General features: G+C 69.2%; 14 protein-coding genes. 1 reads left to right on the top strand and 13 read right to left on the bottom strand.

Annotated elements, in window-relative coordinates:
• Nucleotides 1–13: 13 nt before the first annotated feature.
• The 10 genes from pyrF to A9310_RS20220 form a co-directional block, all read right to left on the bottom strand.
• A complete protein-coding gene (gene pyrF, locus A9310_RS20265) occupies nt 14–844 on the bottom strand; it encodes an orotidine-5'-phosphate decarboxylase (RefSeq protein WP_065632135.1) in 831 nt (276 codons plus the stop codon).
• On the bottom strand, nt 841–4,176 hold the full coding sequence (gene carB, locus A9310_RS20260; RefSeq protein WP_065632134.1) for a carbamoyl-phosphate synthase large subunit: 3,336 nt from the start codon (nt 4,174–4,176) through the stop codon (nt 841–843). The genes pyrF and carB overlap by 4 nt, the downstream gene beginning before the upstream one ends.
• Complete coding sequence (gene carA / locus A9310_RS20255) at nt 4,176–5,345, bottom strand: glutamine-hydrolyzing carbamoyl-phosphate synthase small subunit (RefSeq protein ID WP_065632133.1); 1,170 nt, start codon at nt 5,343–5,345, stop codon at nt 4,176–4,178. The genes carB and carA overlap by 1 nt, the downstream gene beginning before the upstream one ends.
• Nucleotides 5,342–5,977, bottom strand: coding sequence for a hypothetical protein (locus tag A9310_RS20250; protein ID WP_065632132.1), 636 nt, complete (start codon nt 5,975–5,977; stop codon nt 5,342–5,344). The genes carA and A9310_RS20250 overlap by 4 nt, the downstream gene beginning before the upstream one ends.
• Nucleotides 5,974–7,281: a dihydroorotase gene (locus tag A9310_RS20245; RefSeq protein WP_065632131.1), complete on the bottom strand. Its 1,308-nt coding sequence runs from the start codon at nt 7,279–7,281 to the stop codon at nt 5,974–5,976. Before A9310_RS20245 ends, A9310_RS20250 begins: the two co-directional genes overlap by 4 nt.
• 31 nt (nt 7,282–7,312) lie before the next feature.
• A complete protein-coding gene (locus A9310_RS20240) occupies nt 7,313–8,263 on the bottom strand; it encodes an aspartate carbamoyltransferase catalytic subunit (RefSeq protein WP_065632220.1) in 951 nt (316 codons plus the stop codon).
• Nucleotides 8,263–8,847, bottom strand: coding sequence for a bifunctional pyr operon transcriptional regulator/uracil phosphoribosyltransferase PyrR (gene pyrR, locus A9310_RS20235; protein ID WP_065632130.1), 585 nt, complete (start codon nt 8,845–8,847; stop codon nt 8,263–8,265). The genes A9310_RS20240 and pyrR overlap by 1 nt, the downstream gene beginning before the upstream one ends.
• A 118-nt stretch (nt 8,848–8,965) precedes the next feature.
• Entirely contained in the window at nt 8,966–9,451 is a 486-nt protein-coding gene (gene nusB, locus A9310_RS20230) for a transcription antitermination factor NusB (RefSeq protein ID WP_058250343.1), read from the bottom strand.
• 3 nt (nt 9,452–9,454) lie between these two features.
• Entirely contained in the window at nt 9,455–10,018 is a 564-nt protein-coding gene (gene efp / locus A9310_RS20225) for an elongation factor P (protein WP_058250342.1), read from the bottom strand.
• Between the two features lie 21 nt (nt 10,019–10,039).
• A complete protein-coding gene (locus tag A9310_RS20220) occupies nt 10,040–11,149 on the bottom strand; it encodes an aminopeptidase P family protein (RefSeq protein WP_065632129.1) in 1,110 nt (369 codons plus the stop codon).
• A gap of 114 nt (nt 11,150–11,263) precedes the next feature.
• Here A9310_RS20220 and A9310_RS20215 point away from each other — a divergent pair, with 114 nt between their 5' ends.
• Nucleotides 11,264–11,770, top strand: coding sequence for a B-4DMT family transporter (locus tag A9310_RS20215; RefSeq protein ID WP_065632219.1), 507 nt, complete (start codon nt 11,264–11,266; stop codon nt 11,768–11,770).
• A 108-nt stretch (nt 11,771–11,878) separates the two neighbouring features.
• Here the strand turns inward: A9310_RS20215 and aroB are convergent, their stop codons facing one another.
• Genes aroB through aroC form a run of 3 tightly spaced genes read right to left on the bottom strand, consistent with a single transcriptional unit; the run spans nt 11,879 to nt 14,783 of the window.
• Nucleotides 11,879–13,003, bottom strand: a complete 1,125-nt coding sequence (gene aroB / locus A9310_RS20210) for a 3-dehydroquinate synthase (protein ID WP_058250560.1) — start codon at nt 13,001–13,003, stop codon at nt 11,879–11,881.
• A 17-nt stretch (nt 13,004–13,020) separates the two neighbouring features.
• Nucleotides 13,021–13,578, bottom strand: coding sequence for a shikimate kinase (locus A9310_RS20205; protein ID WP_065632128.1), 558 nt, complete (start codon nt 13,576–13,578; stop codon nt 13,021–13,023).
• Nucleotides 13,575–14,783, bottom strand: coding sequence for a chorismate synthase (gene aroC, locus A9310_RS20200; protein ID WP_065632127.1), 1,209 nt, complete (start codon nt 14,781–14,783; stop codon nt 13,575–13,577). The genes A9310_RS20205 and aroC overlap by 4 nt, the downstream gene beginning before the upstream one ends.
• Nucleotides 14,784–14,819: the final 36 nt, after the last annotated feature.

Raw genomic sequence — 14,819 nt, 5'->3', positions numbered from 1 at the left:
TCCTGACCGCACCTCAGCCCAGCGCGGCCTCGACCTCGTCCCGGGCGCGGACGAAAGCGTCGCGCAGGGCGATGGGATCGGGCCCGGCTCGGAGCACGCCGCGCGAACTGGCGGGCAGCACCCAGGCCGGGTCGGCCCCCTCGAACACAATCGGCAGGTCGGCGGCCGTCGCACCCTGGGCACCCAGCCCGGGGGCCAGGATCGGGCCGCGGAAGCCGGCGAGATCGAGCCCGTGCTCACGTGTCGCCCCGACGACCAGACCGACGGTCGCGGTCCCGTCCGTGTTCTCGGCGGCCGCGGCGTCGACGATCGATTGCGCGACCGTCCGCTCCCCCACCTGCGCCCGCTGGAGCTCGCCGCCCTCCGGGTTCGACGTCCGCGCCAGCACGAAGACGCCGCGCTCGCCGGACCGCGCGAGATCCAGTGCAGGGCGCAGGGATTCGTAACCCAGGTAGGGAGACGCGGTGACCGAGTCGGCGCACAGCGGCGACGACTCGGACAACCAGGCCTGCGCGTAGGCGGCCATCGTCGAACCGATGTCACCGCGCTTGGCGTCGGCGATGACGAGGGCGCCCGCCTCGCGGCAGCCCGCGATGACGCGTTCCAGTACCGCGAACCCCGCGGACCCGAACGGCTCGAAGAAGGCGACCTGAGGTTTGATGACGGCGGCCACCGGACCCAGCGCCTCGACGCAGATGTCGGCGAACGCCGACAGTCCGTCGATGTCCACCGAGAGGCCCCACTCCTCGAGCAACGCGGCGTGGGGATCGATCCCGGCGCACAGACGCCCGCGCTCGGCGACCGCCCTCGTGTAGCGGCCGCCGAACCCGGACGCGTCCGTCACGAGCGGCCGGCCAGGTCGGCGTGCCGGTTCTGCAGCGACCTCACCCCGATGTCGCCGGTCATCGCGGCCTCGATGCCCTGCACGGCGGCCGAGGCACCCTGCACCGTGGTGATACACGGGATGTTCACCGACACCGCGGCGCTCCGGATCTCGTAGCCGTCGACGCGGGGCCCCGAGTTGCCATACGGGGTGTTGATCACCATCGTCACCTCGCCGGCCCGGATGATGTCGACGATCGTGCGCTGCCCCTCGGCGGCCTCGAAGTGCTTGCGCACCGTCTCGCACTTGATCCCGTTGCGGCGCAACACGTCCGCGGTCCCCTCGGTGGCCAGGATGTCGAACCCCAGATCGGCGAGGTGCTTCACCGGGAAGATCAGCGCCCGCTTGTCCTTGTTGGCCACCGACACGAAGATCTTGCCGCTGGTCGGGAGCGAGCCGTAGGCGGCGGTCTGCGACTTGGCGAATGCGCGACCGAAGTCGGCGTCGATGCCCATGACCTCACCGGTCGACTTCATCTCGGGGCTCAGCAGGTTGTCGACCCCGCTGCCGTCATGGCGACGGAACCGGTTGAACGGCAGCACAGCTTCCTTCACCGAGATCGGCGCAGTCGCCGGAGCCTCTCCGCCGTCGCCGGTGGCGGGCAGGATGCCCTGCTCCCGCAGATCGGCGATCGACGCGCCGAGCATGACGCGCGCACACGCCTTGGCGAGGGGCACCGCGGTGGCCTTGGAGACGAACGGGACCGTTCGGCTCGCACGCGGGTTGGCCTCGAGAACGTAGAGGATGTCGTCCTTGAGCGCGTACTGGACGTTGAGCAGACCCTTGACGCCGATGCCCTTGGCCAGCGCCTCGGTCGAGGTCCGCACCATCTCGAGGTCGGCGCGGCCGAGAGTGACCGGCGGCAACGCGCACGCCGAGTCACCGGAGTGGATTCCGGCCTCTTCGATGTGCTCCATGACGCCGCCGATGTAGACCTCGTCGCCGTCGCAGAGGGCGTCGACGTCGATCTCCACCGCGTCTTCGAGGAACCGGTCGACCAGTACCGGATGATCCGGGGTCAGCTCGGTCGCGCGAGAGATGTAGTCCTCCAGGGACTTCTCGTCGTAGACGATCTCCATGCCGCGTCCACCGAGGACGTACGACGGCCGGACGAGCACCGGGTACCCGATCCGGGCGGCGGTGTCGCGGGCCTCGTCGAAGCTCGTCGCGGTACCGAACGCTGGAGCCGGAAGCCCCGCCTCGGTCAGCACCTTCCCGAACTCGCCGCGATCCTCCGCGAGGTCGATGGCCGCCGGGCTGGTGCCGACGATCGGCACCCCGGCCTCCTCCAGACGGTGCGCGAGACCGAGTGGCGTCTGGCCGCCGAGCTGGACGATGACACCTTCGACGGTTCCCGACTGCGATTCGGCGTGGTAGACCTCGAGCGCGTCCTCGAACGTCAGCGGCTCGAAGTAGAGGCGGTCGGCGGTGTCGTAGTCCGTCGACACCGTCTCCGGGTTGCAGTTGACCATGACGGTCTCGTACCCGGCGTCGGACAGGGTCAGCGCGGCGTGCACACACGAGTAGTCGAACTCGATGCCCTGACCGATGCGGTTGGGGCCCGAACCGAGGATCAGGACCTTGGGGCGCTCCGTCTGGGGCGCGATCTCACTGGTCGCCCCGGGGTCGAGTTCGTAGCTCGAGTAGTGGTACGGCGTCTTCGCCTCGAACTCAGCCGCGCAGGTGTCGACGGTCTTGTAGACCGGCCGCACGCCCAGCCCGATCCGGTGGGCGCGAACGGCTGCCTCGTCGGCGAAATCCGAACGCAGAGCGGCGATCTGACGGTCGGAGAAGCCGGTGGACTTGGCCTCGCGCAGCAACGGCTCGTCCAGTGTGTCGGCGTCGCGGATCTCCGCTCCGAGCGCAGCGATCCCGCCGATCTCGGCGAGGAACCAGGGATCGATCGCGGTGGCCTCGTAGAGGTCCTCGATCGTCGCGCCGGCCTCGAAGGCGAGCATCAGCTTGTACAACCGGCCGTCGCGCGGGGTCTTGATGTCCTCGAGCAGTGCGGGCAGGTCAACGGTCGCCGGGTCGGGGCGGTTGGGCTCGGCCCAGAAGCCGCCGGCCTTCGTCTCCAGCGACCGCATGACCTTGCCGAGCGCCTCGGCGAAGCTGCGACCGAGGCTCATGGCCTCGCCCACCGACTTCATCGTGGTGGTCAGCGTGTCGTCGGCGCCCGGGAACTTCTCGAACGCGAACCGCGGAGCCTTCACCACGACGTAGTCGAGCGTCGGCTCGAAGCAGGCCGGCGTCTCCTTGGTGATGTCGTTGACGATCTCGTCGAGGCTGTACCCGATGGCGAGCTTCGCGGCGATCTTGGCGATCGGGAAGCCGGTGGCCTTCGACGCGAGCGCCGACGACCGCGACACGCGCGGGTTCATCTCGATGACGACGAGGCGGCCGTCGCGTGGGTCCTGGGCGAACTGGATGTTGCAGCCGCCGGTGTCGACGCCGACCTCGCGCAGGATGTCGATGGAGAGGTCGCGCATGATCTGGTACTCGCGGTCGGTGAGCGTCATCGCCGGGGCGACGGTCACCGAGTCGCCGGTGTGGACGCCGACCGGGTCGAGGTTCTCGATGGAGCAGACGACCACCACGTTGTCGCGGTTGTCGCGCATGAGCTCGAGCTCGTACTCCTTCCACCCGAGGATCGACTCCTCGATGAGGACGTTCGCGGTCGGGGAGGCGGCGAGACCGCCGCCCGCGATCCGGTCGAGGTCCTCGTCGTCGTAAGCCATTCCCGAGCCGAGACCGCCCATGGTGAACGACGGCCGGACGACGACCGGGAACCCGAGCTCGGCGACGGTGTCCCGCACCTCGTCCATCGTGTGGCAGACGCGGGACCGCGCGCTCTCCCCGCCGACCTTCTCGACGATGTCCTTGAACATCTGCCGGTCCTCGCCGCGCTGGATGGCGTCGAAGTCGGCGCCGATCAGCTCGATGCCGTACTTCTCCAGCGAGCCGCGATCGTGCAGTGCGACAGCGGTGTTGAGCGCGGTCTGACCGCCGAGGGTCGCCAGCACGGCGTCGATGGGATGCCCGGCGTCGCGCTCGGCCTCGATGACCTTCTCCACGTACTCGGCTGTGATCGGCTCGATGTAGGTGGCGTCGGCGAACTCCGGATCGGTCATGATCGTGGCCGGGTTCGAGTTGACCAGGCTGACCCGCAGGCCCTCGGCCTTGAGGACCCGGCAGGCCTGCGTGCCGGAGTAGTCGAACTCGCAGGCCTGACCGATGACGATCGGCCCGGACCCGATGACCAGGACGTGGTTGATGTCTTCGCGGCGCGGCATCAGGCACTCGCTCCTTGGGACTTGTCCCCTTCGAGCAGGGTGACGAACTTGTCGAACAGGTAGGCGGCGTCGTGGGGACCGGCGGCCGCCTCGGGGTGGTACTGCACCGAGTAGGCGCGGCCGGAGAGCAGCTCGACGCCCTCCACGGTGCCGTCGTTGGCGCAGACATGGCTGACCCGGGCGCGGCCGAAGTCGGAGTCGAACTCCTCGCCCGCCTCGCCTTCGAGCGCGAAGCCGTGGTTCTGCGAGGTGATCGAGACCTTGCCGGTGGCGTGGTCGACGACCGGGATGTTGATGCCCCGGTGGCCGAACTTCATCTTGTAGGTCGACCGGCCGAGCGCGCGGCCCAGGATCTGATTGCCGAAGCAGATGCCGAACAGCGGGATGTCCTGGCCGAGCACCCCGCGGGTGAGTTCGACGATGTCGTCGGCCGTGGCCGGGTCGCCGGGACCGTTCGAGAGGAACACCCCGTCGGGCTTGAGGTCGGCGATGGCGTCGAGCGCGACGGTCGCGGGCAGCACGTGGGTGCGGACGCCGCGTTCGGCGAACATCCGCGGCGTGTTGGTCTTGATGCCCAGGTCGATGGCGGCCACCGTGAACCGGTGCTGGTCGAGGGGTTCGACCACGTAACCGCTGTCGGTGGTGACCTCGTCGGCCAGCCGGGCGCCCTTCATGTCCGGCTGGTTGCGCACGCGGGCGACGAGTTCGTCGGTGTCGGCGAGCGCCGGGCCGGAGAAGATCCCGGCCTTCATCGACCCGTGGTCGCGGAGGATGCGCACCACGGTGCGGGTGTCGATACCGCCGATCCCGACGATGCCCTGACGGTCCAGCTCCTCTGCGAGGGAGGTCGTCGCGCGCCAGTTGGAGACGCGTCGGGTGGGGTTGCGAACCGCATACCCCGCGACCCAGATCTTGCCCGAGTCACCGTCGACGCCGGTGCTCCCGGCGCTGCCCGTGCTCTCGCCGTCCTCGGTGTTCCAGCCGGTGTTGCCGATCTGCGGCGCCGTGGCGACCACGATCTGCCGGTGGTAGCTCGGATCGGTCAGGGTTTCCTGATAGCCGGTCATCGCGGTGCAGAACACCGCCTCGCCAAGGGTCTGGCCGACTGCGCCGAAGCTCCGGCCGGTGAACACCTGGCCGTTCTCCAGCACCAAGACCGCTGTGTTCATTCCTGTGCCCCTTGTCCCTGTGGCCCGTGTCCACTGTCATGCGTCCCGGCGAAGGCGCTCACCCAGCCGGGGTAGATCGTTTTGTCGTCGGCGCGCACCCCGGAGTCGATCTCGGTGCCGCTGGGCAGGACCCAGCGGATGGCGAGGACGCCGTCGGCGGTCATCACCTTGCCCGCGATGCCGCGTTCGGTCCGGACCGCGGTGATCGATTCCCGGGGAATCCAGAGGTCACTGGCTCCCTGACGCGCGATGAGGATGCCCGTCTCGAACTCGGTCAGCACCGAGGACGCCCGGTCGCCGATGTCACCGACGGTCACCCGGTTCTGCCAGCTCGGCGCGATGGTGCTGCCGAGGTAGAGGCCGGTATCTGGACCTCTGAGTACCGCGCCCGGCTCGGTGGGGATCGTCGGCAGCGTGCCGATCACGTCGGCCTGCGCCGCGGTCTTCTTCCGATTCCCGGTCGCCAGCAGGTAGAACACCGACGCCACCCCGAGGGCGAGCAGTGCGACCACGCCGATGAACCAGGCGTTGAAGACGATTTTGCCGTATCCGAGCAGCGACGCGAGCACCGAGGCGACCACCAGCACCGCGAGGATCGCCGGTACCAGTCCACGCCTGGGTCTCGCGGTCATCGGGTCACCTGCCCGTCGTGGGCCGTCACCACGCCGCGCAGCACCGTCGCGGTGACGGTGGCGGGCATGGTCATCGACTCGAACGGGGTGTTGGCCGACAAGCTCGCCAGCTCGGGACCGTGCACCACCCAGGACGTGTCCGGGTCGACGACGGCCAGGTTCGCCGGCTCGCCGACCTCGATCGGACGACCCTGATCGGTGAGTTCGACAATCTGCGCGGGCCGCTCGCTCATCACTCGCGCGACGCCGCGCCAGTCGAGCAGGCCGGGCTTGACGAGGGTCTCGACGATGATCGGCAGGGCGGTCTGCAGGCCGAGCATGCCGGGCTTGGCCTGGGCGAACTCGCAACACTTCTCCTGCGCGGCGTGCGGGGCGTGGTCGGTGGCCACACAGTCGACGATCCCCTCGGCCAGCGCCTGTCGCAACGCCTCTTTGTCGCGGACCTCGCGCAGCGGCGGATTCACCTTGTTGACCGGGTCGTACGTCTCCAGCCGCGAGTCGTCGAGCAGCAGGTGATGCGGGGTCACCTCGGCGGTGATCGCGATCCCCTGGTCCTTGGCCCAGCGGAGCAGTTCGACAGTACCCACGGTCGAGGCGTGGCAGATGTGGATGCGCGCACCCGCGTCGCGCGCGAGCAGGGCGTCGCGGATGACGATCGACTCCTCGGCCGCACGCGGCCAGCCCGCCAGACCGAGGCGCGAGGCCGTCGGCCCCTCGTTGGCAACGGCACCGACGGTCAGTCGCGGCTCCTCGGCGTGCTGTGCGATGAGGACGCCGAGCCCGGTCGCGTACTCGAGCGCACGGCGCATCAGGAGCGGATCGTCGACGCACTTGCCGTCGTCGCTGAACATCCGCACGCCGGCGGCACCGGCGGCCATCATGCCCATCTCCGCGAGCTGCTTGCCGCCCAGACCCACGGTCACGGCGCCGACCGGGTACACGTCGACGAGTCCGACCTCGCGCCCGGACCGCCACACGTTGTCGGTGACGGTCGAGTTGTCGGCCACCGGGCTGGTGTTGGCCATCGCGAAGACCGCGGTGTAACCGCCGAGCGCGGCGGCTGCCGAACCCGACCGGATGGTCTCGGTGTCCTCGCGGCCCGGCTCCCGCAGGTGGCTGTGGAGGTCGACGAACCCCGGCAGCAGCACGCCGCCCTTGCCGTCGATCGTCTCGGTGCCGTCGGGCGCTGTGACCGCGGAACCCATCTCGCTGATGACGCCGGCGACGACCAGGACGTCGATCGGCTCTCCCTCGCCGTACGGACGGACGGCGCGGAGAAGAACGGATCCGGTGCGGGCGGTCACTTCACATCTCCTGACACGATGTCGTGGGCGGTCACAGGCGTGCTCCCGCGGAATCAGAGCCGACGAGCAGCCGGAACAGAACCGCCATGCGGACGTGCACGCCGTTACGGACCTGTTCGAGAACGGTCGCCTTCGGCGAGTCGGCCACCGAGTAGCCGATCTCCATACCGCGCAACATCGGACCGGGATGCAGGACCACCGCGTCGTCGTGCAGCAATCCCAGTCGCCGGTCGTTGAGCCCGAACCGGACGGAGTACTCGCGGGCGCTCGGGAAGAACCCCCCGTTCATGCGTTCGGCCTGGACGCGGAGCATCATGACGGCGTCGACGGCCGGCAGCTCGGCGTCGAGACTTCCCGAGACGCTCACCGGCCACTGGTCCACCCCGACCGGCAGCAGCGTCGGGGGCGCCACCAGGACGACCTCGGCGCCGAGCGTCGAGAGCAGGTGGGCGTTCGACCGCGCGACGCGGGAGTGGATGATGTCGCCGACGATCGCGATCCGCCTGCCCTCGAGCGAACCGAGCCGCTGTCGCAGGGTCAGCGCGTCGAGGAGCGCCTGCGTGGGATGCTCGTGCGTTCCGTCGCCGGCGTTGATCACCGCGGGACCGTCACCGTCGGGCGTGGTCGTCCAGTCGGCGATCTGGGCCGGCGCACCCGACGCCGGATGCCGGACGATCAGCGCGTCGGCGCCCGCCGCGTGCAGGGTCTTGGCCGTGTCGCGCAACGACTCCCCTTTGCCCGCAGAGGAACTCGAAGCACTGACGTTGATGACGTCGGCACTCATCCACTTGCCCGCGACTTCGAAGGAGACCCGGGTGCGGGTGGAGTTCTCGTAGAACACGGTCATCACCGTCCGACCGCGCAGCGTCGGCAGTTTGCGCACCTCACGCCCGGTCAGGGCCTGCTCGAAACGCTCGGCGTCGTCGAGGAGGGCGGTGGCATCGTCACGGCTGAGGTCTTGCGTCGACAACAGATGCCGCATCATGAATCACTCTCCGCGGCAATCGGATTCGACGCCGAGGCGAGGACGACCTCGTCGATGCCGTCGTGTTCGACGAGATGGACCGAGACCTGTTCGTCGCGGGCCGTCGGGATGTTCTTGCCGACATAGTCTGCGCGCAACGGGAGTTCGCGATGGCCACGGTCGACGAGGACCGCGAGTTGCACGGCCGCGGGACGACCGAGATCGCGCAGTGCATCGAGCGCGGCACGGACCGTCCGTCCGGAGTAGAGGACATCGTCGACCAGGATCACGATGGCGCTGTCGACGCCACCGGCCGGCACCATCGTCCGCTCGAGCGGGCGGTGTGGCTTGCCGCGCAGATCATCGCGGTAGAGCGTGATGTCGAGATATCCCACCGGCACGTCGACGCCCGCGAATTCGCCGATCTTGGCACCCAGCCGGGTGGCGAGAGATGTTCCGCGAGTGGGGATTCCGATGAGGACGACGCGAGGTGCGTCGGGCGAGTCCAGAGCAGTCTTCTCGATGACCTGGTGTGCGACACGGGCAATCGTGCGCGACACGTCAGCGGCATCGAGCAGCACCCTGGGAGCGGGGCTGGCCAAGGCCGACCTCCTTCTCCGCCTCGCAGGACGGATCGTTAAAGGATGTCTGTCTCGCGACACTCTACACCGGGCGGCGACGCCGACGAATTCCCGCGACGTACGCCACACCCGGTGCGGATCAGTTGGGCTCCGGCCGTCCGGGTGCGGCCCCACCGGGTTCGGCGGAAGCGGCTGCCCGGACCTGCGGCGCGAGCTCGGCGATCTTGGCCAGCACGCCGTTCACGAAGGCCGGCGAGTCGTCGGTCGAGAGTTCTTTGGCGAGTTCGACCGCCTCGTCGACGACGACGATCGTGTCGACGTCGAGGGAGTTGAACAGCTCCCACGTCGCCAGTCGCATGATGGCGCGGTCGACGGCCGGGAGGCGTTCGAGGGTCCAGTCACGCAGATACGACGAGATGACCGCGTCGACCTGACCCTGGTCCTCGGCGAGTCCCTGGATCACGGTCGCGGTGTAGTCGTGGATCGAGCCGACGCTCTCGTCCGAGCGGACGTATTCACGACGTTCGGCGACGAGCTGCGCGGGACTGACCTTCTTGGCCTCGGCCTCGAAGAGAAGGTCCACCGCGCGCCGCCGCGCCTTGTGTCGGGTTCCGGGTTGTTTCACAGGTCAGGAGTTGACGCGGCCGAGATAGCTGCCGTCGCGCGAATCGACCTTGAGCTTGTCACCGGTGTTGATGAACAGCGGAACCTGGATCTCGGCGCCGGTCTCGAGCGTGGCGGGCTTGGTGCCGCCGGTGGAACGGTCGCCCTGGAGTCCGGGATCGGTCTGGGCGACGATCAGCTCCACCGTGACCGGCAGTTCGACGAACAACGGGTTGCCCTCGTTCAGCGAGACCTGCACGGTCATGTTCTCCAGCAGGAAGCGGGCGCCGTCGCCGACGGTGGCCGGCGGCAAGGAGAACTGCTCGTAGTCCTGCGCGTCCATGAACACGTAGTCGGTGCCGTCGTTGTAGAGGAAGGTCATGTCGCGACGGTCGACGGTCGCGGTCTCGACCTTGACGCCCGCGTTGAAGGTCTTGTCGACGGTCTTGCCGCTCAGCACGTTCTTGATCTTGGTGCGCACGAACGCGGGGCCCTTGCCCGGCTTGACGTGCTGGAACTCCATGATCTGCCAGAGCTGGTCGTCCATGCGCAGCACGAGGCCGTTCTTGAAGTCGGCGGTGGATGCCATGTGGTTTTCGTTCCCTTGCAGTCAGATGACGGTGAATGTCTTGTCGGTGGCGGTCAGCAGGTCGGGGTCGCCGTCGGTGACCACCAATGTGTCCTCGATCCGGACCCCACCCCATCCGGGTAGGTAGACACCGGGCTCCACGGTGACCGCAGCACCGCATGGCAGTGTACCCGCCGCGAGTTTGCCGATTCCCGGCGCTTCGTGGATCTCCAACCCCACTCCGTGACCGAGACCGTGCACGTAGTTCTCGCCGTGGCCGGCGTCGGCGATCACGTCGCGGGCCGCGGCGTCGACCGCCCGCAGGTCGGCCCCGGGCGTGAGGGCCCGGCGGCCGGCGGCCTGTGCGGTGGCGACGAGTTCGTAGAGGTCCCGCTGCCACGACGCCGCGCGCCTCAGGACGAAGGTCCTGGTCATGTCGGAGTGATACCCGCCGACCACCGAGCCGAAGTCGATCTTGACCAGATCGCCGTCCGCCAGAGCCGTGTGGGTGGGCCGATGATGTGGGATCGCCGAGTGGGCGCCGGCGGCCACGATGGTCTCGAACGCGATCCCGTCGGCCCCGAGGCGATACATCTCCCACTCGAGCGCACGCGCGACCTGCCGCTCGGTCGTCCCGGCCCGCAGGACGCCGTCGGCGATGATCTGCGCCAGGGCCGCATCCCCGATCGCGCACGCCGCCCGGAGCAGCTCGATCTCCCCCGGTTCCTTGACCGCGCGGAGGTTCTGCACGACACYGGTCGTGCTGACGAGTTCGATCCCGGAGTCCCCGACAGCCGCGGACAGCGCTCGGTGGGCGGCCACGGTCTCGGTGTCGGCTTCGAAGCCGACGCGACCCGCCCCGGCGGCCCGGGCGTGGTCGACGAGGGCACGCGCCGCCGCGCGTTCGATGATCGGCTCGACGTCCGGCACCTGTTCGGCGACCTGGGTGAGATACCGGCCGTCGGTGGCGATCCGGTCGCCGGCCGGATCGTCGACGTCGATCAGCACGGCGGCGTTGGAGCCGGTGAACCCGGTCAGGTAGCGGACGTTGACGAGGTCGGAGACGACGAAGAACGAGACCGGGTCGTCCGCGGTACGCAGCTCGGCACGCAGCCGGGCGCGGCGGCCTGCGGTGTCATGGTTGATCGGCACCCTGGCCACGCTACGGCCGGCGCCCCAGCCGCGCGAACCCGCCCGACCCGCGAAACCCGGCCACTTCGACCAGGTGTGTCCGCTGTCACCACCCCCGTGCGTAAGATGACGCGCATGTCTTCGTGGTTGGTGCGCGGTCTGACGATGACCGCAGTTCACGTCCTTGCCCGCGTCTTGCTGGGATTCGCCGTGGTGCAGGCGCCACTGAACTCGACGATCTGGCGCACCATCGCGATCGCGGTCGTCGTGCTCATCGCCCTGGTGTGGGGTGGTTACGACGGCATCCGCGACGCCCGCGCCAACCCGGATCCCGATGACTACGAGGATCTGACCGTGCGCTGGCTGCAGGCCGGTGTCCTCGCCGGCGTCCTCGCCGGGTTGATCTCCTGGATCCTCGGCACGGTCGTCCTGGCCGGCATCGGGCAGGCCAGCCTGTTCATCGAGCTCATCGCCGGGGCGTCGTTCACCGCACTGCTCGTCTTCGTCCCGGCCTTCGTCGGCGCTGCGATCGGCCGTTTCCTCGTCCGGCGCGACCAGAACAAGGGCGCAGCCGACGACGACTGGTCGGTGCACGAGGATCGTCATGCCGACACGGATGCTCCAACTCGGGAGATCCGCTGACATTGCCTTGACCGTCCGTCTACCCGCAAACCCACCCCTTTTCCACAAACTCACCACGCTCGGACGGGCTGGGTTTGCGGAAAAGGGGTGGGTTTGTGCAGCGCTGGACTAGAGCAGCACCGACGTACTCTTCTCCGCTGAGCCACCGGCCACTGCCGAGTAGGCAGCGGCGATCAAGCCGGGGTCGGGCCCTTCGAGCCGGCCCGGCTTGGCGAGTCCGTCGAGCACGACGAAACGCAGCACGCCGGAACGGTTCTTCTTGTCCCCCGCCATCCCCTGCAGGAGATCGGCGAACGCATCCGGGTCATAGGTCGTCGGCAGCCCCACGAGATCCAGGATCGCCTTGTGCCGATCCGCCGTGGCGTCGTCGAGGCGGCCGGCCAGGCGCGAGAGTTCGGCAGCGAACACGAGACCCACCGACACCGCCGCGCCGTGACGCCAGCGGTAACGCTCGCGGCGCTCGATCGCGTGGCCGAGAGTGTGCCCGTAGTTGAGGATCTCGCGCAGCGACGACTCCTTGAGGTCCGCGGACACCACGTCGGCCTTGACCTGCACCGAGCGCCGGATGAGATCGGGCAGTACCGGCGACGTCGGGTCGAGGGCGGCCTCGGGGTCGGCCTCGATGATGTCGAGGATCGTCGGATCGGCGATGAACCCGGTCTTGATGACCTCGGCGAGTCCGGCGACGATCTCGTTGCGCGGGACGGTCTCGAGCGTGCCGGTGTCGATCAGGACGGCGTCGGGTTCGTGGAACGAGCCGACGAGGTTCTTGCCCGCCTCGGTGTTGATGCCGGTCTTGCCGCCCACGGCGGCGTCGACCATCGCCAGCAGGGTCGTCGGGATGTGGATGACCCCGATGCCGCGCATCCAGGTCGCCGCGACGAACCCGGCGAGGTCGGTGGCGGCTCCCCCGCCGAGGCTGATGACCTTGTCGTTACGTTTGAGGCCGATCCGGCCGAACACCTCCCAGCAGAACGACGCGACAGAGAGGTCCTTGCCCGCCTCGGCGTCGGGGATCTCGACGCGATGGGCGTCGAACCCCTTGTCCGCCAGATACTCTCGGATCTGTTCGGCGGTCTTGGCCAGCGGCGGCTGATACAGGATCGCGATGCGGTCGGCGCCCTGCGCGGCCGCGGCCACCTCACCGAGGAGTCCCCGGCCGATGGTCACGTCGTACGGTGCGCCGGCGTTGACCCGGATGGCGATGGGTTCGTTCGCTGCCTGTTCGTTCACGGTGATACTCGGCTTCCTCACATCAGTTCACGGGCGAGTTGGACGACCACGGCGTCCGCCACCGCGTCGGGGTCGGGGTCGGCGTCGACGTCGAAGGTGCAGACCGCCTCGTAGACGGGTATCCGCTCGGCGAGCAGTTCGGCGTACCGAGCGGCGGGGTCGTCCGTCCCCAGGAGCGGGCGGTCGGTACCCGACACGCGGTCGTACCCGCGATCGGGCGACACCCGCAGGTATACGACGCGCTGGTCGGCCAGTGCCTCGCGGATCCCGGCGGTCGTCACCGCGCCGCCGCCGAGCGACACCACCCCGCCGTGATTGTCCAGGACATCGGTGACGACGTTCGCCTCGATCGTCCGGAATCCCTCGAGACCGTCGGATTCGAAGATCTCCGGGATGCTGCGGCCGGTGCGCCGGACGAGTTCGATGTCGGTGTCGATGAAGTCGACGCCGAGCCGGTCGGCGAGCATGCGACCGACGGTGGACTTCCCGGCTCCCATGAAACCGATCAGTACGGCCGCCGGGCGGCGACCGGTCGTCGGACGCGTCGGGGTCGGGGGTGCCGGGGGCTGGGTCATGCCCGGGGCGGACGCGCGTCGACGGCAGCCCGGTAGGCGGCGAGGTTCGCGCCGGTCTCGGTCACCGAGTCGCCGCCGAACTTCTCGAGAGCGGCCTGGGCCACGACGAGCGCGACCATCGCCTCGGCGACGACGCCCGCCGCGGGCACGGCACAGACGTCGGAACGCTGATGGATGGCGCTGGCCGTCTCCCCGGTCGACATGTCGATCGTGGACAGCGCTCGCGGCACCGTCGAGATCGGCTTCATCGCGATGCGGACGCGCAGGTCCTCGCCGTTGGTCATGCCGCCCTCGAGTCCGCCCGCGCGGTTGGTCGATCGCAGGACACCGTCGGCACCGGGCACCATCTCGTCGTGGGCCTCACTGCCACGCCGGCGGGCGGTGGTGAAGCCGTCGCCGACCTCGACGCCCTTGATCGCCTGGATGCCCATCAGGGCGGCCGCCAGCTTGGCGTCCAGGCGGGTGTCGCCGCTGACGTGCGAGCCGAGGCCGACGGGCACCCCCGTGGCGACGATCTCGACCACGCCGCCGAGGGTGTCGCCGTCCTTCTTCGCCGCCTCGATCTCGGCGATCATGGACGTCTCGGCATCGGCGTCGAACGCCCGGACCGGACTGGCGTCGATGGCCTCGAGGTCGGAGATGCGCGGCGGCGGGCCGACGTAGGGATCGCTCGCGCCGATGGAGATGACATGGGAGATGACGTCGACGCCCAGTACCTGGCGGAGGAAGTTGCGAGCGACCGTGCCCGCGGCGACACGCGCCGCGGTCTCCCGGGCGCTCGCGCGCTCCAGCACCGGACGGGCGTCGTCGAAGCCGTACTTGAGCATTCCCGAGTAGTCCGCGTGCCCGGGGCGGGGACGCGTCAGCGGTGCGTTACGGGCACTCCCCTCGAGTTCGGCCGCGTCCACGGGATCGGCCGCCATCACCGTCTCCCACTTGGGCCACTCGGTGTTGCCGATCTCGATCGCGACCGGGCCGCCCATGGTCTGGCCGTGACGAACCCCGCCGAGCACGGTGACCTGGTCGGCCTCGAACTTCATCCGCGCACCGCGGCCGTAGCCGAGCCGGCGGCGTGCCAGTTGCCCGGCGATGTCGGACGAGGTGACCTCGACACCGGCCACCATGCCCTCGACGATGGCGACCAGGGCGGGACCGTGGGATTCTCCGGCAGTTATCCAGCGCAACACAGTGATCGATTGTTCCATGCTGCCGAGCCCGGACCGACGGCGGCGCCGCCGAAC

This window comes from Gordonia sp. UCD-TK1, assembly GCF_001691435.1.
Taxonomy (GTDB): domain Bacteria; phylum Actinomycetota; class Actinomycetes; order Mycobacteriales; family Mycobacteriaceae; genus Gordonia; species Gordonia hongkongensis.
The sequence above is the reverse complement of the archived record's forward strand: the minus strand, read 5'-3'. Positions and strand labels throughout refer to the sequence as shown.

Excerpts from the sequence above, each read along its gene's own strand:
- carB (WP_065632134.1), bottom strand. The coding sequence starts at position 4,176 with ATGCCGCGCCGCGAAGACATCAACCACGTCCTGGTCATCGGGTCCGGG.
- carA (WP_065632133.1), bottom strand. The coding sequence starts at position 5,345 with ATGAACACAGCGGTCTTGGTGCTGGAGAACGGCCAGGTGTTCACCGGC.
- A9310_RS20250 (WP_065632132.1), bottom strand. The coding sequence starts at position 5,977 with ATGACCGCGAGACCCAGGCGTGGACTGGTACCGGCGATCCTCGCGGTG.
- A9310_RS20240 (WP_065632220.1), bottom strand. The coding sequence starts at position 8,263 with ATGCGGCATCTGTTGTCGACGCAAGACCTCAGCCGTGACGATGCCACC.
- efp (WP_058250342.1), bottom strand. The coding sequence starts at position 10,018 with ATGGCATCCACCGCCGACTTCAAGAACGGCCTCGTGCTGCGCATGGAC.
- A9310_RS20215 (WP_065632219.1), top strand. The coding sequence starts at position 11,264 with ATGTCTTCGTGGTTGGTGCGCGGTCTGACGATGACCGCAGTTCACGTC.
- A9310_RS20205 (WP_065632128.1), bottom strand. The coding sequence starts at position 13,578 with ATGACCCAGCCCCCGGCACCCCCGACCCCGACGCGTCCGACGACCGGT.
- aroC (WP_065632127.1), bottom strand. The coding sequence starts at position 14,783 with ATGGAACAATCGATCACTGTGTTGCGCTGGATAACTGCCGGAGAATCC.